This is a genomic window from Campylobacter sp. BCW_6889 (assembly GCF_001762535.1).
GTDB lineage: Bacteria > Campylobacterota > Campylobacteria > Campylobacterales > Campylobacteraceae > Campylobacter_D > Campylobacter_D jejuni.
In genome coordinates this window covers 91065-111231 of sequence record NZ_MJWZ01000078.1, presented here as the reverse complement: position 1 = coordinate 111231, position 20167 = coordinate 91065, and the positions used below count along the sequence as shown (strand labels likewise).

Here is a 20167-nt window from a genome sequence, read left to right as displayed (position 1 = left end):
GCTTATGAGAGTAAGTTTTTAATTTTATTTTAACTTCCTTTATTTTATTATTATAGAGAATAAATTTCATGTTATAAAGGAAATATAATGATTGATTATCATCAAATAGAGTCGCGTTTATCGGCTCTTGAAAAGCTTCCTTCTTTAAAAGACAATAATAGCATTGCAAAAGCATTAGAAAAGTCAGGTTTTTCTAGAAGGGATTTTATGAAATGGGCAGGTGCTATGACGGCATTTTTGGCTTTACCAGCGAGTTTTACTCCTATGGTAGCAAAAGCTGCTGAGCTTGCTGATAGACTTCCTGTTGTGTGGCTTCATATGGCTGAGTGTACAGGCTGTAGTGAGAGTTTGTTAAGAAGTGATACTCCAACGATTGATAGTTTGATTTTTGATTATATTTCTTTAGAATATCACGAAACAGTGATGGCTGCAGCAGGTTGGCAAGCTGAAGAAAATTTAGAAAGTGCCATTCAAAAACATAAAAATAAATACATTTTAATGGTTGAAGGTGGTATCCCTATGGGTGATACAGAGCATTTTTTAACCATAGGTGCACATGGAAAAACAGGCTATGAACTTTCAAAAATGGCAAGTGAAAATGCTTTGGCTATTTTTGCTATAGGAACCTGTTCTAGCTTTGGAGGAATCCAAGCAGCAAGACCAAATCCTAGTAATGCGCAGCCTTTAAGCAAAGTAACAAGCAAAACTGTGATCAATGTTCCCGGCTGTCCTCCAAGTGAAAAAAATATAGTGGGTAATGTGCTTCATTATTTATTATTTGGTGAGTTACCAGCACTTGATGTATATAACAGACCAAAATGGGCTTATGGCTTAAGAATTCATGATCTTTGTGAAAGACGCGGACATTTTGATGCGGGTGAATTTGTGCATGCCTTTGGAGATGAAGGAGCAAAACAAGGTTTTTGTCTTTATAAAGTAGGCTGTAAAGGGCCTTATACTTTCAATAACTGTTCAAGAGAGAGATTTAACCAGCACACTTCTTGGCCTATTCAAGCAGGGCATGGTTGTATAGGTTGTTCTGAGCCCGATTTTTGGGATACTATGGGACCTTTTGAAGAGCCTATGGCTAGTCGTAAATTTGATACTGTTTTTGGTTTGGGCGCGGATAGTGTTTCAGATAAAATCGGCATAGGCGTGCTTACGCTCACAGGTGTTGCTATAGCAGCGCACGCAGTTATATCTTCCATGCAAAAAGATAAGGAATAAAAATGAGTCAAAAAATAATCGTAGATCCTATTACAAGAATTGAAGGGCATTTAAGAGTTGAAGTTGTTGTTGATGATAACAATGTGGTAAAAGAAGCTTATGCTGGCTCTACTTTGTGGCGTGGTATTGAAACCATAGTAAAAGGGCGTGATCCAAGAGATGCGGGTTTTATGACACAAAGAATTTGTGGAGTTTGTACTTTTTCACATTATAAAGCAGGTATAGTTGCTGTTGAAAATGCTTTAGGTATTACTCCGCCTTTAAATGCCCTTTTAACAAGAACTTTAATGAATGCGGCTTTATTCTTACACGATCATATTGTACATTTTTATCAACTTCATGGGCTTGATTGGGCTGATGTGGTAAGTGCTTTAAGTGCTGATGTTAAAAAAGCAAGCGATGAAGCTTTTAAATACACTCCAAATCCTTATGCAACAGGTGCGGATAAACTTCTTGAAGTGCAACAAAGACTTAAAACTTTCGTAGATAAAGGAAATTTAGGACCTTTTGCTAATGCGTACTATGGTCACCCAACTTATCGTTTAAGTCCTGAGCAAAATTTAATCGTTCTTTCTCACTATTTAGAATGTTTAAGAATCCAAAGAATCATTGCTCAATGTATGGCGATTTTTGGAGCTAAAAATCCACATCCACAAAGCTTAACTGTTGGTGGTGTAACTTGCGTTATGGATTTACTTGATCCTGCAAGAATGGGTGAATATATGGTTAAATTCCAAGAAGTACAAGACTTTGTTAATCGTGCGTATTATCCTGATCTTGTGATGGCAGGAAAAGCTTATGCGCATGAAGCAAGTGTTTTAAACGATATAGGGGTAAATAATCTTTACACCTTTAAAGAATTCCAAATCGGAAGAGATGAATGGCTTTTTGAAAGTGGTATTATCAAAAATGGAGATTTAAGCAAGGTTTATGAAGTAGAAGAAGATAAGATTACTGAAGAGGCAACTCATTCTTGGTATGCAGACAATGAACCTTTACATCCTTATGATGGCAAAACAAATCCAAATTATACAGGACTTGTAGATGGAGAAAGCGTAGATCATCATGGAAATAATGTTCATTCTAAAGTGTTTGATACTAAGGGTAAATATAGCTGGATTAAAGCTCCACGCTATGAAGGAAACCCTATGCAAGTAGGACCTTTAGCAAATATCGTTGTAAATTATGCCAAAGGTAATCAAAATGTTGTTCCTGTGGTAGATGAGTTCTTAAAAGAAACAGGACTTCCTTTAAATGCTGTATTTAGTACACTTGGAAGAACAGCTGCTCGTTGTATTGAAGCAAAAATCGTTGCAAATAATGCTTTAAAAGCGTTTAATAATTTAGTTGAAAATTTAAAAGTAGATCAGAGTACTTGCGCGCCTTATGTGATCGATAATTCTAAAGAATACAAAGGACGCTATATGGGGCATGTGCCACGCGGAACATTAAGTCATTGGTGTAGAATTAAAAATGGCGTCATTGAAAACTGGCAAGCTGTGGTGCCTTCTACTTGGAATGCAAGTCCAAAAGACGCAAATGGCGTAGGTGGAAGTTATGAGCAATGTTTGATAGGACTTAAAATCGCTGATGTAAAACAACCGCTTGAAATCATTAGAAAAATTCACTCTTATGATCCTTGTATTGCTTGTGCAGTGCATGTAATGGATACTAAGGGCAATAATCTAAGCGAATATAAAGTGAATGTCAATTTATAAGGAGGCTTTCATGCAAAACAAAGAAGAAAAATTGCAAAGAAAAGCTGAATATGAATTTAGCATAGGTTTGCGTTTAACGCACTGGGTAAGAGCTATTGCTATAGTGATTCTTATTGGCACAGGATATTATCTTTCTTATGTGTTTCAAAGTCCTATTAGTAACGGCGAACCCGTAAATTTTATGCAGGCAAAATACCGTTTAGTACATCAAGCGGTGGGTTTTGTTTTAATCGCTTGTATTATTTTTAAAGTATATTTGTTTTTTTGTGACAAGGTAAGTGCAAAAGAACGCAGAAGTGTATGGGATATTTTTAATATCAAATTATGGATAGAACAAGTAAAATTTTACATTTTCTTAGGAAAACATCCGCATTTAAAAGGGGTTTATAATCCTTTGCAATTTGTAACTTATTTTTTCTTTTATCTTGTGATGTTAGGTATCATTCTTACAGGGCTTATTCTTTATACTCATACTTACCATGAGGGCTTAGGTGGGCTTTTATATCATATTTTAAGACCACTTGAAGCTGCAATGGGCGGTTTGGCTGATGTAAGAACTTATCATAGAATTTTGATGTGGGTGATTATGATTTTTGTACCAGTACATATTTACATGGCGATTTTTAACGCAGTAAAAGGTAAAGATGGTGCTATGGATGCTATTATTAGCGGATATAAATTTGTAAAAGAAGAAAAGCATTGAAATTCTTAGTCCTTGGAATAGGCAATATCATGTTTGCAGATGAAGGCTTAGGCGTTCATCTTTGCAAACAACTTGAAAAAAACTACAAATTTACTCATCCTAAATTTACTTTAGATTTTATTGATGGTGGAACTTTGGCTTTGCAACTTAGCTATATCATCGCTAGGTACGATAGACTTATCGTTTTAGACTGCATAGAAGCGCAAGATGCGAGTATAGGAGATGTATTTTTCTTTCCTTATGATGCTATGCCTAATAAAATTAGCTGGAGTGGAAGTGCTCATGAAATAGAAATGCTTCAAACCTTACAATACATGGAACTTGCAGGAGATTTGCCTAAAACACACATCTTAGCTTGTGTGCCAAAGCGTATTGAAGCGATGAGTTTTAAGCTCTCAGATGAGCTTATACAAGGGGCTAAAATCATGGAAAAAACTTTACTTGATTTTTTAAGCAAGGAAGGTTTTATTTATGAAAAGATTGCGGATTTTTCTTTGCAAGAATTAGCCGATATTTCTTATAAAAATTTCTAAATTTTTGTTCTAAAATTCATAGCTTTATTTAAAGAGATTAAATCCACATTTTCTAAATTTACACCACTTGGAATTCCTTGAGCGATTTTACTAAAAGTTAGGTTTAAATCTTTAAATTTATCTTCTATAAAAAAGATAGTTGCATCAGAATTAATGCTATGTGTCAATGCAAAAATGAGCTCAGAGATATTTAGCTTAAGTATGATTTGCTTTAGTTTTTCAAGTTTTTCTTCATTTAACTCATCTAAAACAAAATATAGCCCATTGTAACTTTGACTCTCTTCGAGCGTTAGTATATCTTTTGGACTTTCAACTATACATAAAATGTTTTTATTTCTTTCTTTATCACTGCAAATTTCGCAAAGCTCATTTTCGCTTAAAGCACCGCATTGCTCACAAGGTTTTATAAAGCGGATAGCATTTTCTATATTGTGTGCGAGTTTCATACCATCGATTTGATTATTTATGCAAAGGTGATAAGCAAGCCTTATGGCGGTTTTTTTCCCTATGGTAGGTAAATTTGCAAAACTTTCAACAAGTTCGTTGAATTTTTCTAGGCCTTTTGCCATTATTTTTCTTTATCTCCAAAGAAAATTTTAAAGCAATGCTTTCCATCATCATAAAAATAAATCAAATCAAAATTATGCAGTTTACATACCTCTGAAACTATATAAAGTCCTAGTCCCATACCTTTGACCTGATTGTGTTTTTCTCTTGCGAAAGCTTCAAGATAATGTTCTATAGGCTCTGCTAAAGGCTTGCCTGGATTTTTAATGGTAAAACATTCTTTACAACAAAAAAGCTCACAAGTGCCATTGTTTGAGTATTTTAAGGCATTATCGATAAGATTTTTTAAAATTACAGAGAAAATTTCCATATCAACATTGATTAAAGCATCATCTCTGATATCGACTTTTACAACTTTATTAAAATCATCTCTCATAAGGTGTTCTTTAGCTTCCTCAAGTATAGTGCTAAAACGACTAGGTTTAAAGTGTAAGTTGTAGTTTTTTGAAAATAAATTTTCGATTTTGGCAAATTCATTGATCAAAGAATCCATACGTAAAAATATAGCGATAAGTCTTTCTTTTTGTCTGTCTTCTTTGATCATTTCAGAAATAATTCTCCCTTTTCCTATAGGGGTTTTTAACTCATGCATGATTGTTCTTAGGAAAAGTTGTCTTGATTGGATTAATTCTTGATTTTTTTTAAAAGCTTTTTGAAATTCAAAGGCGATTTTTCCTACTTCATCTTCTTGATAATCTAAAAAATCAGGTTGCTCCCCATTTGCAACTTTAGCAACTTGCCTTCTTAATTTTTTTAAAGGTTCTAAAGATTTTAATACCGAAAAATACATAAAAACAACCAACAAAGAAAAAGAAAAAAATCCTATTAATAAAAGATTATAAACTCTATCGCTAGTATTTTCTTCGTATAAGCCATCAAAATCTTTACATTGAACATCAAAATAAAGATTGCTATGATATTTTAAAGAAGAAAGGGTGCAAAATTCTCCATTTGCCTTAAAAAGCGATTGTCCATTATTTCTTATGCTTTTTACAAGATAGGGATTTTGTATAGTATTAAAACCGCTATTTTCAAGATAGGATCCTATTTTAGCACCTGAAGTGTTTTCATAGGAGATGAGTAAATTTTTTATAAGATTTTCTTGTTTTAAACTTTCTTCTTCGTTGTAAGCACTTCCTTCTATTTTCAAAAGAACGATAAAAAGCACACAAACTAAGAAAAAAGTAACAACAAATAAAATAATTAGCTTGGTATAAATAGAATAATTTTTTGTCATCCTATTAGTTTATATCCTATACCTCTAACAGAAAAAATATGTTTTGGGGATTTTGAACTATCTCCTATTTTTACTCTTAATCGACCAATGATAACATCAAGACTTTTAGAATCTTTATCTTTTAGATTTTTACAGCGACTTACAAGCTGTTCTCTTGAAACGCTATATCCGTGCTGTTGGATAAGGTATTCTAAAATTTCAAACTCAGCAGGAGTAAGTGTTAAAACCTTATCTTCATAGGTGATCTCATGCCTTCTCTCATCGATTTTGAAAGCAGAATTAATATTTTCATTATTTGCGTGTTCAACTCTTTTTGTGCGACGAATAAGACTCATAATCCTTGCATACATTTCTTTTGGATCGTAAGGCTTTGGTAGGTAATCATCAGCACCAATTTGAAGCCCTACAACCTTATCGCTTAAGTCGCCTCTAGCTGATGAGATGATAATGGGAATATTGCTTTTTTGTCTGATTTCTCTACAAACTTCAAGACCATCAATTCCTGGTAAAGTTAAATCCAAGATTAGGCAATCATAGCCTTGAACGCCTACATTTAAGGCGCTTTTAGGATTTTCAAAATTTGTAATTTTAATATTAAATTGCGCTAAATACTCAGATAATAATTGCGCAAAATCAGGATCATCTTCTATCATCAACACATTAATCATTTTAGTATCCTTTAAATTTTATCTAAGATTTATAATATTTGCATAATTTTATTTAAAATTTGATAAATTATTGATTTTATTTTTGCTAAAATTAGATTTTTGAATTTTTAAGATTAAAATTCTAGCAAAATTTTAAATTTTTTAAAGGAATAATGTGGAAATAAGTTATTATGAAATTCTTGAAATCACGCAAAGTGCTGATAAAGAAACCATAAAAAAAGCCTATAGAAAAATGGCTTTAAAATACCATCCCGATAGAAACCAAGGCGATAAAGAAGCAGAAGAGAAATTTAAGCTTGTTAATGAAGCCTATGAGGTTTTAAGTAATGATGAAAAGCGAGCTATTTATGATAGATATGGAAAAGATGCTTTAAAAGGCGGTGGATTTGGTTCTAATAGCTCAGGTTTTGGTGGTTTTGAGGATTTAGGAGATATATTTTCTAGTTTTTTTGGAGAAGGCTTTGGCTCATCATCGCGTCGTAGAAAGAGTTCAAATGATGAGAAAATCCCTTCCGATTTTATCGTTAATTTAAAATTAAGTTTTAAAGAAGCGGTTTTTGGTTGCAAGAAAAATATAGACTTTACTTATAAATGTTCTTGCAAAACTTGCAATGGAACAGGGGCTAAAGATGGAAAACTTCAAACTTGTCCAAAGTGTCAAGGTAGAGGACAAGTTGGAATTTCTCAAGGTTTTATCACTTTTGCACAAACTTGTCCTGATTGTCAAGGAAGTGGAGAAAAAGCTAGTGAAAAATGTAGCGATTGTAAAGGTTTAGGTTATAATGAAAGCAAAGATAGTGTAGAACTTAATATCCCAGAAGGTGTAGATACAGGTATGAAACTTCGTGTCAATGCTAAAGGCAATATCTTAAAAAATGGCACTAGAGGGGATATGTATGTTAAGATCATTGCTGCCGAAGATGATACTTTTATCAGAGATGATGATGATATATATATAGAATTTCCAGTGTTTTTTACTCAAGCTATCTTAGGAGAGAGTATAAAAGTACCTACCATACGCGGTGAAGCAAGTTTAAATTTGCCAAAGGGTGCTAAAGATGGGCAAAGATTTGTTCTTGAAAAAGAAGGGGTAAAAGATGTTCATAGTTCTCGCATAGGAAATCAAATCGTTCAAATTTCTATCAAATTTCCAACTTCTTTAAACGATGAACAAAAAGAACTTTTAGAAAGACTAAGTGAAAGTTTTGGTATCAAAGATGGTATGCATCAAGAGCAAAAAGGGCTTTTTGAAAAAATAGCTAATTGGTTTAAGTCCTAATTTTCCTAAAGCTTTTAGCTTGGGAAAATTTTATATAAATTTAAGTTTTAAAAATCAGGCATAAAAAAAAGCGGGGTAAAATCCCGCCTTAAAGTTAAACTTGAAAACCCCTTAGAATTTGTAAAGAGCTTGAAGTCTTACAGCATCGTGATGAGTGCTTTCAGGATCTGTATTAACATTTACATAAGAGTAGAATGCTGAGAAGTTAAGTTTTGGAGAGTATTTGTAATCTACTCTTGCAACAGCTTCAAGTTTCTTACCACCATTGCCAATTTCCCCTGTTTTTGTTCCACCGTATACAAAGTCAGCACCAACGCGAACTGTTTCATTAAAAGTATATCCAGCAGTTACATAACCAAAGATATTTCTACCAATATCGCCATTTAAATTAGAACCATTAGTATAGAAAATTTCTTCACCTGCAAGCAAAGAGCCAAGATTACCTTGATCTTCAATTGTGGTTAAAGTAACTTTATCTTTTTTACCATAGTATAAACCACCAAGGCTAGCATCCCAACCATTTAATTCAACACTACCTCTTAAAGCGAAGAAATTACCGTTAGCTGCTTGATTTGAAAGTGCATTTTTAAGTTTGCTATCCAAGGAATTTCCTAGGTAAGCTCCTTCAAGTGTCCAGTTGATTCCATCAAAGATAGTTGTGCTATAAGCTGCATCTACAGCATATAAGAATGCATTATCACTCATATAAGCTAACCATAATTGAGGATTAAATTGTCCACCTAAGAATTCATAAGAACCTATGGCAGCAGCACCATAAAGATTTTTATCCCAGTTTAAAGCACCGCTTGTATCGCTATCACCTTGAGGATTTCCACGATTAAATTGAACTCCTGTAATTTTCTTATCAATATCTTGAGTGATTATTACAGTAGAGTCTGAAGCTTCGTTGAAACTATCTACTGCAAAAGCAGCTAGAGTTAAACCATCGATGCTGTTGTTTACTACTTTAATACCTGTTCCAACTAAACCATCAACTCCATTATCAGTCCAGATAGTGTTTAGTTGTTGTTTACCAGCGATTACGCTTGTTGCAACATCTTCATTTGTATAAGTTAAATATAATTGGCGAACACTTAAGGTATCACTTGTGTTGCTGATGCTATTTTCACCATAACCACCATCTTTCGAATTATAGTCAAATTGAACAAAAGCTTTGAAGTTATCAGCTATAGCGGCATTAAAGTTAACTTGTGCTCTGTATTTATGATCTTGTTTACCAGAAATACCAGAACCATAATTATCATTGCTCCATGGATTGCTACTTTCATATCTGTATCTTAATACTCCAGATACATCGATATCTTTGATTGCTTCTTCAAGTGGAGTAGCGTTAGCTGCTGAAAAAGCACCTGCAGCAAGAGCTGCAACTAAACTAAGTTTAACTAGTTTCATGAGAATTCTCCTTGTCAAAAATTAATAAAACATCGTAATTGTAGCACATAAATTTGGAGTTTTTTCTTAAGAAGCACTTAAAATAGTAAAAATTTTAAATCTGAAGGATAAAAACATCTAAAGAAAAGCCTAGCTAAAGGGATTTAAGCTAGGCGTGTAATTTTAAGGAGTTTTTCTTATGAATGTTTTTCGGTTCGTTTAGAAGTATAAGTCTAAAAAGTAAACGAGAAGTAATATATAGTTGTTTTAAATTATTTTGATAAAAAAACAAGTAAATTTTTACAAGCTAGGGATAAAATTTTATAAGTTTCATCAAAATTCCCACTATACCAAGGATCAGGGACTTCATTATAGTTTAGACTAGGACTAAAATCAGTGATTTTTAAAACTTTGTTTTGGGTGTTGGTGAAGTTTTTTAAAACATTTTTGAAGTTGGAATTGTCCATAGTGATTAAAAAATCGCTTTCATCGCAAAGCTTTTGAGTGAGTTTTTTGCTTGTGAAGTTTTTGTGTTCTATGTTAAGTTGGGCAAGCTTGTTTTTGGTGCCATAGTGCATACCTTCTCCATCGTGTTCTCCTGAAGTTCCAGCGCTGCTTATAAAAAATTCTTTTTCTAAATTTGCTTTTTTGACAAGATCTTTCATGATAAATTCTGCCATAGGCGAACGGCATATATTGCCTAAGCATATAAAGAGTATTTTTTTCATTTTTATCCTTGAGTTTTAATTAAAAATTATAAAAAATATCATACAATAAATCCATGGAAAATTTCAATAGAACTTTGCTTGTGTGTTGGTTTGGTGTTTTTACCACAAGCATGGGGCTTAGTCAAATCGCTCCGATTTTGCCTTTTTATATCAAAGAACTAGGACATGTTAATACGAGTGAAATAGCGTTTTATTCAGGACTTGCTTTTGGGATCACTCCGCTTTTTATGGCTGTTTTTTCGCCTTTATGGGCTTTTTTGGGTGCAAAGTATGGTTATAAAAATATGCTTCTTCGTGCAAGTTTTGGGATGTCGGTTTTAACCTTATGGCTCAGTTTTGCTCATAGTGCTTTAGAAGTGGTTTTTGTGCGGGGTTTAACAGGGATAATTTCAGGTTTTACTTCTGCTGCTGTTGTGTTTATCGCTGTGATAGCACCTAAAGAAAAAGTGGCTTATGCTTTAGGAACTCTTTCTACGGCTTCTATAAGTGGAAGTTTGCTTGGGCCTTTGTTTGGTGGCTTTGTGGCTGAATTTTTTAGCATTAGTGCGGTTTTTGATGTGGTGGCTTTTTTGATCGCTTGTTCTTTTGTGACGATTTATTTTTTCATCCATGAAAGAAAAATTCAAAAAGAGGCGAAGAAAAATACCCAAAAAGTAAAAGAAAACAAAACCCTTATCATCGTTCTTTTTATCACTACTTTTGTGATACAATTTGGTACTTTTGGAGTGATGCCGATTTTAAGTATCTATGTTGAGCAAATTCATCAAGGTGGAAATTTGGCTCTTTGGGCGGGTATAGTGGTGGCTGCAAGTGGGATTAGCAATCTTTTTTTTGCACCAAAACTTGGAAAAATCGCTGATAAGATAGGGCCTAGTAAGATTATTTTTGGAGCTTTGATATTTTGTGGAATTTGCTTTTATTTGCAGGCTGTAGCAAGTAATGTTTATATGCTTATTTTCGTACGTTTGCTTATAGGTATAGGGCTTGGAGGGCTTTTGCCTTGTGTGAATGCCTTGCTTAAAAAAAGCGTGAGTGCTAAAAATTTAAGTGTGATTTTTGGTTTTAATCAAACTTGTCAATTTTTGGGAAATTTTTGTGGTGCTTTTGGTGGAGGGCTTATGGCTTCGCATTTTAGCGTGGAATTTGTTTTTACTTTTGTGTGTTTGATTTTTATCATTAATGCTTTTATTTTCTTAGCGTTTGAGAAAAAATATATCTTTTCAAATCAAGGTTTATAAATTTAGAAAGGTTTAAAATGGAAATGATTTTATTTGTTTTAGTGATGATTTTGCTTGTGCTTTTATTTATAGTGCTTTTTAGGCAGTACAAAAGCCCTAAAATAGAAGAAAAAAGCACGCAAAGTTTTAGCGATATCATGCAGCTTAAATCCATAGGAGAATTAAGTGTTTTTCAAGTTTTTAGCAAAGAGATTGTCACTAAAAAAGATAGTGCTTTTAATGGAATTTGGAAAAATCTTTTAGGATGGTCTTTGAGTGAAAGACAGATTGCTTTGATTTTTGAATTTGAGATCACTTTCTTGTATGATTTAAGGGATAAAAACTTTGATATTTTGCCTTTAGGGGACGATGCTTATAAGATCATCATGCCAGAGTGTAGATACAAACACAGCATCATAGATATGAAATTTTATGATGAAAAAAATGCTAAATTTTTACCTTTTTTACTACCTGATTCTATCAATAGTACGGGGATTAATTTTAGCGAAAGTGATAAAAACAAACTCATAAAAGAAGCCAAAGATGAGGTTAAAGACTTGTCTTTAAATCTTATCCAAAATTTAGAAAGTAAAATTCATAAAAGCGCTAAAGATACTTTAGAAGCTATTGCTAAAGGTTTTGGAGCTAAGAGAGTGGAATTTGAATTTAAGGATAACACGCAAAAGCTAGATGTAAACTAGCTTTTTTCTTTTCTTGCTTGGGTGATGCTTAGTTTGCTATTTTGTAAATTTTTTGATTATTTCATAGTTTTGTAAAAGCTGTTCAAAAGAAAAATTTAAATTTGCAGGAGAAGTTGAGGGTAGGGCTACGGCTTTTAAATGAGAGTGAAATTTAGTAAAAAATTTATAAGCACTTTGTCCGGTGGTAAAAATGGCTTGGATTTTAGCTTGAGAAAGGATTAGGTTTAAATCATTGGCTTTTGCATAGCTTATGGTTTTATCATCTGAATTTTTTATCTTGCAACTTTGAAGTACATCCCAAAGAGCGATATGTTTTTTTCTTAAAAAGGCTTGTTGTTCTGTGATATTTTCTAATTTTACATCAAAAAGTGTTTCTAGTATAGGCCAAAAACGATTTCTTGGGTGTTGATAATAAAAGCCGTCTTGTCTTGATTTGATAGAAGGAAAAGAGCCCAAAATTAAGATTTTAGAATCCTTGTCAAAAAAAGGCTCAAAAGGGTGAGTTAGAAATTCACTCACTCGCACAAATCCACAGAAATTTTTCCGTTTTTAATTTCGCTGATTTTAACTTTTAAGCTTTGGTTTTCGCTTAAATTAAGATGCTTGCTTTTTGAACTATGCAATAAACCATCAACACCATTTTTAAGTTCCACAAAGGCTCCAAAAGGAGCGATTTTTTTAACAATACCTTGAAATTCTTGCCCAAGTTCAAAGTCTGATATATCTTTGTCTTTAGAGCCTTTTTTAGTTCCTTTTTGAGAGCTTGTGATATTTATGATGTAGTCTTTTGCGGCTTTGATTTGCTCGTTTTGATTACCTGCTATTTTTACTTCACCTTTTTCGCGATCTAAGTCTATAGAAACGCCAAATTTTTCTATGATTTCTTTGATGGTTTTTCCAGCTTGCCCTATGATATCAACGATTTTTGAAGGATCAACGCTAAAAAGCTCAAGTTTAGGTAAAACTTCTTCATTGACTACGATTTCTTTGGCAGCTTCTTCCATGATATTTAGGATGTGAATTCTTCCTTCTTTGGCTTGGTATAAAGCTTGTTTTAGTGTTTCTTGATCGATTCCGCCTAGTTTTATATCCATTTGAAGAGCAGTAACGCCGTCTTTGCTTCCTGCTACTTTAAAGTCCATATCCCCATCATGATCTTCAAGCCCCATGATATCTGTTAAAACAGCAAATTTGCTATCTTCAAAGATAAGCCCCATGGCTACTCCTGCAACAAGTTTTAAGCTTGGCACTCCTGCTGCTTTTAGGGCTAAAGATCCGCCACAAACCGTTGCCATAGAACTTGAGCCATTGCTTTCTAAAATTTCACTGACTAAGCGGATTACATAAGGATAGTTTTCATCTATGCTTGGATAAAGTGCTCTTTTGGCTAAATTTCCATGTCCTAGCTCTCTTCTTCCTGGAGCTTTGATAGGACTTGCTTCGCCTACTGAAAAACCTGGAAAATTATAATTTACCATAAAGCGTTCGCTCATAGGATTTTTTTCTGTAAGCAAGTCTATCATTTGAGCATCGTTTTCTCCGCCTAAGGTTGCAACCACTAGAGCTTGAGTTTGTCCACGAGTGAAAAGACAAGAGCCATGAGCGTTTGGCAAGAGATTGGTTTCTATACTGATAGGACGAACCTCGTTTAAACTTCTACCATCAGCTCTTTTGCCTTCATTTAAAATTTGCTCACGAATAAGTTTGCGTTTGACTTTAGCTAAGGTATTTAAGATACTTTCTTCGCTCCAGTCTTTAGCGATTTCAAGATTTAAAATTTCTTTAGCGATTTTATTTAGTTCGCTTGCTCTTTCGCTTTTTACCATTTGATTGATGGCTTCTTTGATTTGTTTTTGGAAATTATTTTCTATAAAAGCTAAAATTTCAGGATGTTCAATCTCATTTTTTAGTTCGGTTTGAGAATTTTTTTTGTGTTTGCTAAAGGCTTCTTCATAAGCATTTGAGCCATTTAATATAGCTTTTTGAGCTAAATTTAGAGCTTCTAAAATTTCATCTTCGCTAAGTTCATTCATATTTTGTGAAGTGGTTTGAGTTAAAACATCAGCATAAGGAGCTTCGATAAAGATTTCATTTTCTTTTTGATCAGGTAAGGCTCTCATTTCTATCATCAAAAGCTCATCTTTTACACCTGCTACATAGAGATCTAGGGTGCTATTTTGAAGCTCTTCATTGTTTGGATTGAGTATGAAATTTCCATCTATCTTTCCTATGCGAACACCACATACTGGAGCTTTCATAGGTATATCACTAAGATAAAGTGCCACACTTGCGGCATTTAAGCTCATTACTTGCAAATCTACTTTAGGATCAGCTGAGAGGACCATCACAACGATTTGAGTTGGATAAGCATAGCCTTTTGGAAAAAGAGGGCGTAAGCTTCTATCAATAATGCGCGCTGTTAAGGTTTCTGCATCGCTTGGCTTGGTTTCTCTTTTGACATAACCACCAGGGATTTTTCCCGCGGCATAAGCTTTTTCGATGTATTGGACGGTTAGAGGTAAAAAATCTTCTTCAACTTGTTTTTCTTCTCTTGCAACTGTAGCTAGAACAACGCTTTTGCCTTGTCTCATTAAAACAGCACCAGCAGCTTGTTTGGCGACTTTATCTATATCAAATATTTCTGTATTTTTGTTAATTTCTATGCTGTATTGCATTATTTTTCCTTTTTTACCAGATAATAAATTCGTAAAATTTTTTAAAATATTTAGCAAATTTCATCCTTTTTAAATTTTGTTTTCACTTTCTGCTAAAGAGAAATCGTATTTTACTCCTCCTAAAGGATAGAAGTTGAAAATAAAATAAACTCCGCTTTGATTTTTAGCTGTGATACCACCACTTGTGAGTTGTGGATCGATTCTTTCTCTATACATTAAAGAATAGTTCCAACATTTTCTTTGGTAGGTATAGCCAAGTTCCCACATGTTTGCATGAGCTCTTTGAGTATCAAACCAAATTCCACCAAATAAATTGTAATTAGGTGTGGCAATATAATTTGCTCTTGTGCCAATAAAGCTATATTTTCCATACTCATCGTTTTGATAAGCATGAGAAAACATCCAATTAAATTTTGAATTTGTATTGACTTCTATTTGGCTGATGACATTGGTAAAGCGACTTTGCTCATAAGAGTAAAGCACTTCGCTGTTGAGATTGATGTTTTCATTAAAATAATAAGTTAAAAGATTTTCAAGTTTATAGAATTTATTTTGTTTATTGAGATAGTCAAGTGAAAATCTGTGTTTGAGTTTTTTTTGTCCTTCGTTGTTATAGAAATATTGCACAGCATAAAGACTTGTATGTTCGTTTTCTTTGTCGTATTCTTCAAGATAATCTTGCGTGATTTTACCTGATTTTGCTCCTGGTAAAACGTAATTCACTCCTAAATTTAAAGTATGAAAGAAATTTTCATAAGCTTTTGAAAGATCGGTGTAGAGATTAAAATCATGAGTGTTTCTAAAATAATGCTCATGGTTTCTTTCGGGATCGTTGCTATAATTTACAAAAGAAGCATAAAATCTTTCTGTAAAAGTAAAGTGTAAAAAGTTTCCAAAAAAAGCATTGTGATACGAGATAGGCAAGTCTAAATTTAACTCATTTGCATAAGAACCAGCAGGTCGGTAAAAATTATGAAATGAAGCATCAAATGAATAACGTAAGCGTTCATCAAAAAGGTTATTTAAAAATCTATGATATTGAAAGCTTGGATATTCTTGCAAGGTTGTATTGTTGCTAAGTTTAGATGTGTCGATATAATATCTTGCATAAGCTCCATAAAAATTGTTTTCATCAGCTAAAAAATAATTGATTTTGGAGGTTACAAGCGAGTTAAGATCTCGATAATCTCTACTTCCTAAATTTAAATAATCCACATCGTTGAGATAGGTTGCATCTATCCATAGACCTTCTTGAAAATTATCACTGAGCAAAGATTTGATTAAATCATCTCTTGAGTATTTTAGTTCTATTCCATAGTGGGTTTGGTTTTTCAAATTTTCATCGTGAAAATAGGAGCTATTTTCTCTAAAAGCACCAAAATTTAATTCTCCTGTTGAATATGGAGAATCAAGAAATCTTAAAGTAGAATAAAGTCCAAAACCACGGTTTGTTCGAATTTGTGGATCAAGTTCTAAATCCCAATTTTCTTGAGTGGCAATATAAATAGGTTGTTCATAGTATAAGCCTTCGCTACTTTTTAAAACGATTTTTGGGATTAAAAGTCCGCTTTGTCTATGAGTATCAGCACTAAATCCAAAATAAGGTAGATAAAAAACCGGGGTATTTTTAACATATAATCTTGCATTGTAAAGATGAACAAAATTGGTTTCCCGGTTAAGCCAGCCTTTTGAAAAACGAATTTCCCAATCAGGATCTTCAACATTGCAGCTTGAAACTGCTGAAATTTTACTTTCAAAGACTTTATCATTTAGATGGCTTGTTTTGCTTTGAAACCATACTTCAAGATTATTATTGGAAAAGAAAAAATTACTAAAATCGGCTTGATTGGAATTTAGGTTGATTTTAGCATAATCAGAATGTGATCTTTCGTTTTGTCCCCTTAGGATGTTAACATCACCAAAAAGCTCAACATCTCCGGTTTTTTCATTGTAAATTGCTTTATTGGCAGTGATGAAATAAAAATCAGAAAAAATAATAACATCATTGTTTGCAGTAAGAATATCACCTTCTTTTTTTGCATCAAGAGCGTAAATATCAACTTGTGCTGCACTTAAAGCTATGCTAGATCCTAGCAATAGGGAAAATTTACGCCACATCGACTACTATTGTCCTTGCTAGATAATCCTCCCAAGCTTTGCGTAAATTATTACTTAAAGCCCAAGCAAATCCAAGCATAAATGCCATAGCACTAACCTGTCTTATGGCAGATCTGATGCAACTTTGGATGAGATTGGGTTTGTCAAGAAGATTTTCATCCAAGATGATAATTTTGCATAATATTTTTCCCAAACTCGCCCCATAAAGATAAGTAAAAATTGCTTGATAACTAAAATGAAGTAAGATGAAGCCAAGATAAAAATTTCCTATAATTTGAGTTGTTTCAAATAAATCTTTTGCTTGGATTAGACGATCATAAAAAATGATAAACACAATCAAAGAAATAATCATATCATCGATTAAAAAAGCTAGAACTCTTTTTCCAAAACTTGCTATTTTTAGATTTTCACGCTCTAAGCGGTCTTGTAAATTTTCTTTCATTTAAGAACCTGATGAGCGATGTCTTTTCTGTATTGCTTTCCTTTGAAATTTACATTATCACAAAGTTTATAAGCATTTTTTTGCGCTTCTTCTATACTTTTTCCTGTGCCAACGCAAACCAAAACTCTTCCACCATCAGCCATTAATTTGCCATCTTCTAGGCTTACTCCAGCATAAGAAATATGAGAGTTTTCAGGAATGTTATTTACAGTAATTTCACTTTTTGGTGAACTTTTGTAAGGATAGTTTTCACTCGCGCATACAACCCCTACTGCAAATTCTTTTTTGATTTTGATTTTTGCGTGTCTTAAGCGTCTTTGAGTAGCAGCTAAAATAAGCTCTAAAGGATCTTCGATTAAAGGCATTAAAACTTCACATTCAGGATCGCCAAAGCGAACATTAAATTCTAATACATAAGGTTTATTTCCAACGATCATAGCGCCTATAAATAAAACGCCACAAAATTCCGCTCCTTCTTTTTTCATACCTGCTAAAGTCGGTAAAATAATATCTTTTTGAACTTTTCTAAGCAAGCTTTCATTCGCTAAAGAGCTAGGAGCGTAAGCACCCATTCCGCCAGTATTTGGCCCTTGATCATTATCGAGTAATTTTTTGTGATCTTGTGCTACAGGAAGTAAAACAAAATCATTGCCATCACATACTGCAAAAATGCTTAATTCATAACCATCTAAAAATTCTTCAATTACAACGAGTTTTCCAGCATCTCCAAAGCTTTCTCCGCTCAGCATTTTAGCTGTTTCTTCTATAGCTTCTTCATGAGTCTTAGCTATGATAACACCTTTTCCTGCACAAAGTCCATCGGCTTTTACTACTATAGGAGGGGTTAAACTATGTATAAAATTTTTTGCTTTTTCAATATCATTTGTGTTTAAAAATTTGGCTGTTTTGATACGGTATTTTTTAAGAAAGCTTTTCATAAAAGATTTTGAGGTTTCAAGCATTGCAGCAGCTTTACTTGGCCCAAAAATAGCAAGTCCTTGTTGTTTAAAAATATCTACAACACCTTCAGCTAAAAAACTTTCACTTCCTACTATACAAAGATCAAAACCTTTTTCTTTCGCATAGGTTGCTAAAACTACTGGATCTTTTAGGTTTAAATTTGTTCCAAGACTTTCGGTAGCGCCATTTCCAGGAGCAAAATAAAACTCTAAATTTTTGTCTACTCTTCTTAAGGCTAAAGCAATAGAATATTCTCTTGCACCACTACCCAAAATCATTATTTTCATTTATATCTCCTTTTAAACCCAAACAGCCGTTTAACAAAGATTGACCCCAAAAAGTCAAAGAAAACCGCTAGGTAATTTTTAAAGGCTGCAACTTCTCGCTTTTTTCAAAGCTCAAACGATGCCACAGAACACGGTAAATCACACAATCGCAGTTAATAAAAATGTGTTGGATCACTTTAAATACCACAAACTGTTTAGGCAAGGAAATTATAACTTAATTTAGCTTAAATTTCTATGTCTTAAATCAGTTTAAATTTGGTTTTTCCTGATTTGTCAAAATGCTTTCCTTGTAAAATAATATCGGCAACATTTTCCCAAACATGTTTTTCATCGATATAGACTATATCAAAGGTGTTATCACGCATTAAAGACTGATAATTCACTTTTTTAGGTGCGTATTTTACTAAATAATATGGATTTTGTGAAAAGTTTTCAATTTTTAATTTGCATAATAAATCTAAATCCGATGTGACAACTAAAAATTTTTTTCTTTGTTCTTTTGTAATTTTTTGAATATACACTAAAAGTTTTTGATCAAAAGGATTTAGAGCGGATTTATTTAAGCGACTTAAGTAATGTTCTGCAAAAGAAAGAGAACAGAAAGAATTTTCTATATTGCTCATAGTAAAATAAGAATTTTTAACCCCTGATGATTTTAAAGATAAATGCCAAATTTTAACATCCATTATGGTTGCACATAGATTTAAACCTGTGACAATTTTTTTAAAGAGCTTTTCTCGTGAAAGCTTAAAAGCATTTTCGAAAATATTGTAATTTTTCTTATAAAAATCCTCCCTTATAGCATCAAGTCTTTTTAGTGTTGTTCTGTAGTATTCTGCTTCTTTTTGTAGCTTAGCCAATCTTTCTTGCCGTGCTTTAAGTTTTTCAGGGTCTGCATTGGCCGCATTACTTTTAAGATTTATTTCAGATTGTAAAGTTTTCATTTGTGCTTCAAGTGAGGCTAGACGATTTTTTCTTGTATCTATGGTGGCTACTAAAGCTTGGTAATGACACTGCAAAGATAAAAAAGTTTCGTTAAAAATTTTAGTGATATTTGGTTTTTGATCAGCTATCATTTGCTTATATGAATTCTCTAAATGCATCATGATGCTTTTTAATGCGCTAAATTGGGTTTGGTCTATGCTATTATCCATAAAAATTAAAGTATCATAAGCTTTAAATAAAAATCTTTTAAGTATAAGATAATCAAGTATGCAAGGAATTTCCTTTTCATCTTGTAGATTGGCTTGAAGCGTTTCTACGGATAAAATTTCATGGGCAAAATATTTTTGTATAGCTTGAGGTATAGTAAAAGAAAGAGGAATTTTTTCTATACTGTCAAAGTCTGTTGTTCTATAGAGTTCTGTTATATAAGCACTTCTTCTTGAGTTTTGCAAGTCTTCTAATTCATCATCATTATCAGTTTTCCAAAAATCATGCTCAGTGATAAAATCCCCTTCTTTAAATTCTTGAAATTTTGAAGGTTTTATACCTGTTATGGTTTTGCTTGTTTGAACGGGCTTGCCGTCTTCTGCTTTTTTTTCGCTAGAAAGAGTTCTAAATTCCACAAGCATACCAACACTTGGCATACTTTTTTTATCATTCCAAATTTGGCGATTGAAGTCAAAAAAGGTATTTGCTGAGTTTGTAACGGTTCCACGTCCTGTAGAATCCATATAAATAGCTATTTTTCCATGCATATTTCTTCCTTGAAA

At 33.0% G+C, this 20167-nt stretch carries 18 protein-coding genes; 7 read left to right on the top strand and 11 right to left on the bottom strand.

Features of this window, described 5'->3' with window-relative positions; translation table 11 throughout:
• Positions 1 to 87: 87 nt before the first annotated feature.
• Genes AJ939_RS09835 through AJ939_RS09820 form a run of 4 tightly spaced genes read left to right on the top strand, consistent with a single transcriptional unit; the run spans position 88 to position 4181 of the window.
• Positions 88 to 1227: a hydrogenase small subunit gene (locus AJ939_RS09835; protein WP_070252803.1), complete on the top strand. Its 1140-nt coding sequence runs from the start codon at positions 88 to 90 to the stop codon at positions 1225 to 1227.
• Positions 1228 to 1229: 2 nt separating this feature from the next.
• Positions 1230 to 2945 (top strand): nickel-dependent hydrogenase large subunit, encoded by a 1716-nt coding sequence (locus AJ939_RS09830; protein ID WP_004305674.1) that lies wholly within the window; start codon positions 1230 to 1232, stop codon positions 2943 to 2945.
• A 10-nt stretch (positions 2946 to 2955) separates the two neighbouring features.
• On the top strand, positions 2956 to 3648 hold the full coding sequence (gene cybH / locus AJ939_RS09825; protein ID WP_002855770.1) for a Ni/Fe-hydrogenase, b-type cytochrome subunit: 693 nt from the start codon (positions 2956 to 2958) through the stop codon (positions 3646 to 3648).
• Positions 3645 to 4181 carry a HyaD/HybD family hydrogenase maturation endopeptidase gene (locus AJ939_RS09820; protein WP_032603353.1) on the top strand — a complete coding sequence of 179 codons (537 nt, stop codon included), beginning with the start codon at positions 3645 to 3647 and terminating at the stop codon, positions 4179 to 4181. The genes cybH and AJ939_RS09820 overlap by 4 nt, the downstream gene beginning before the upstream one ends.
• Here the strand turns inward: AJ939_RS09820 and recR are convergent.
• Genes recR through AJ939_RS09805 form a run of 3 tightly spaced genes read right to left on the bottom strand, consistent with a single transcriptional unit; the run spans position 4178 to position 6653 of the window.
• Positions 4178 to 4750, bottom strand: coding sequence for a recombination mediator RecR (recR, locus tag AJ939_RS09815; protein ID WP_070276713.1), 573 nt, complete (start codon positions 4748 to 4750; stop codon positions 4178 to 4180). The genes AJ939_RS09820 and recR overlap by 4 nt on opposite strands.
• On the bottom strand, positions 4750 to 5985 hold the full coding sequence (locus AJ939_RS09810) for an ArsS family sensor histidine kinase (protein WP_002861956.1): 1236 nt from the start codon (positions 5983 to 5985) through the stop codon (positions 4750 to 4752). The genes recR and AJ939_RS09810 overlap by 1 nt, the downstream gene beginning before the upstream one ends.
• Positions 5982 to 6653, bottom strand: coding sequence for a response regulator transcription factor (locus AJ939_RS09805; RefSeq protein ID WP_002861955.1), 672 nt, complete (start codon positions 6651 to 6653; stop codon positions 5982 to 5984). Before AJ939_RS09805 ends, AJ939_RS09810 begins: the two co-directional genes overlap by 4 nt.
• Before the next feature lie 154 nt (positions 6654 to 6807).
• Here AJ939_RS09805 and dnaJ point away from each other — a divergent pair, with 154 nt between their 5' ends.
• Positions 6808 to 7932 carry a molecular chaperone DnaJ gene (gene dnaJ / locus AJ939_RS09800; protein ID WP_070276710.1) on the top strand — a complete coding sequence of 375 codons (1125 nt, stop codon included), beginning with the start codon at positions 6808 to 6810 and terminating at the stop codon, positions 7930 to 7932.
• Positions 7933 to 8043: 111 nt separating this feature from the next.
• On the opposite strand, the gene AJ939_RS09795 is transcribed toward dnaJ, so the two are convergent.
• Positions 8044 to 9345: a major outer membrane protein gene (locus AJ939_RS09795; protein WP_070276709.1), complete on the bottom strand. Its 1302-nt coding sequence runs from the start codon at positions 9343 to 9345 to the stop codon at positions 8044 to 8046.
• Between the two features lie 251 nt (positions 9346 to 9596).
• Complete coding sequence (locus tag AJ939_RS09790) at positions 9597 to 10052, bottom strand: low molecular weight protein-tyrosine-phosphatase (RefSeq protein ID WP_070276707.1); 456 nt, start codon at positions 10050 to 10052, stop codon at positions 9597 to 9599.
• Positions 10053 to 10105: 53 nt separating this feature from the next.
• On the opposite strand from AJ939_RS09790, the gene AJ939_RS09785 reads away from it, so the two are divergent.
• A complete protein-coding gene (locus tag AJ939_RS09785) occupies positions 10106 to 11290 on the top strand; it encodes an MFS transporter (protein ID WP_070276705.1) in 1185 nt (394 codons plus the stop codon).
• Positions 11291 to 11307: 17 nt separating this feature from the next.
• On the top strand, positions 11308 to 11970 hold the full coding sequence (locus AJ939_RS09780) for a DUF4230 domain-containing protein (RefSeq protein WP_070210324.1): 663 nt from the start codon (positions 11308 to 11310) through the stop codon (positions 11968 to 11970).
• 36 nt (positions 11971 to 12006) lie between these two features.
• Here the strand turns inward: AJ939_RS09780 and AJ939_RS09775 are convergent, their stop codons facing one another.
• From AJ939_RS09775 to AJ939_RS09750, 6 genes are all read right to left on the bottom strand, one after another.
• Positions 12007 to 12489 (bottom strand): DNA-deoxyinosine glycosylase, encoded by a 483-nt coding sequence (locus AJ939_RS09775; RefSeq protein ID WP_044780115.1) that lies wholly within the window; start codon positions 12487 to 12489, stop codon positions 12007 to 12009.
• Positions 12486 to 14645: a polyribonucleotide nucleotidyltransferase gene (locus AJ939_RS09770; protein ID WP_070276725.1), complete on the bottom strand. Its 2160-nt coding sequence runs from the start codon at positions 14643 to 14645 to the stop codon at positions 12486 to 12488. The genes AJ939_RS09775 and AJ939_RS09770 overlap by 4 nt, the downstream gene beginning before the upstream one ends.
• A 69-nt stretch (positions 14646 to 14714) precedes the next feature.
• On the bottom strand, positions 14715 to 16763 hold the full coding sequence (locus tag AJ939_RS09765) for an LPS-assembly protein LptD (protein WP_070276703.1): 2049 nt from the start codon (positions 16761 to 16763) through the stop codon (positions 14715 to 14717).
• Positions 16753 to 17205: an RDD family protein gene (locus AJ939_RS09760; RefSeq protein ID WP_070276701.1), complete on the bottom strand. Its 453-nt coding sequence runs from the start codon at positions 17203 to 17205 to the stop codon at positions 16753 to 16755. The genes AJ939_RS09765 and AJ939_RS09760 overlap by 11 nt, the downstream gene beginning before the upstream one ends.
• On the bottom strand, positions 17202 to 18452 hold the full coding sequence (purD, locus tag AJ939_RS09755) for a phosphoribosylamine--glycine ligase (RefSeq protein ID WP_070276699.1): 1251 nt from the start codon (positions 18450 to 18452) through the stop codon (positions 17202 to 17204). Before purD ends, AJ939_RS09760 begins: the two co-directional genes overlap by 4 nt.
• Positions 18453 to 18691: 239 nt before the next feature.
• Positions 18692 to 20152: a hypothetical protein gene (locus AJ939_RS09750; protein ID WP_002871009.1), complete on the bottom strand. Its 1461-nt coding sequence runs from the start codon at positions 20150 to 20152 to the stop codon at positions 18692 to 18694.
• Between the last annotated feature and the right edge of the window lie 15 nt (positions 20153 to 20167).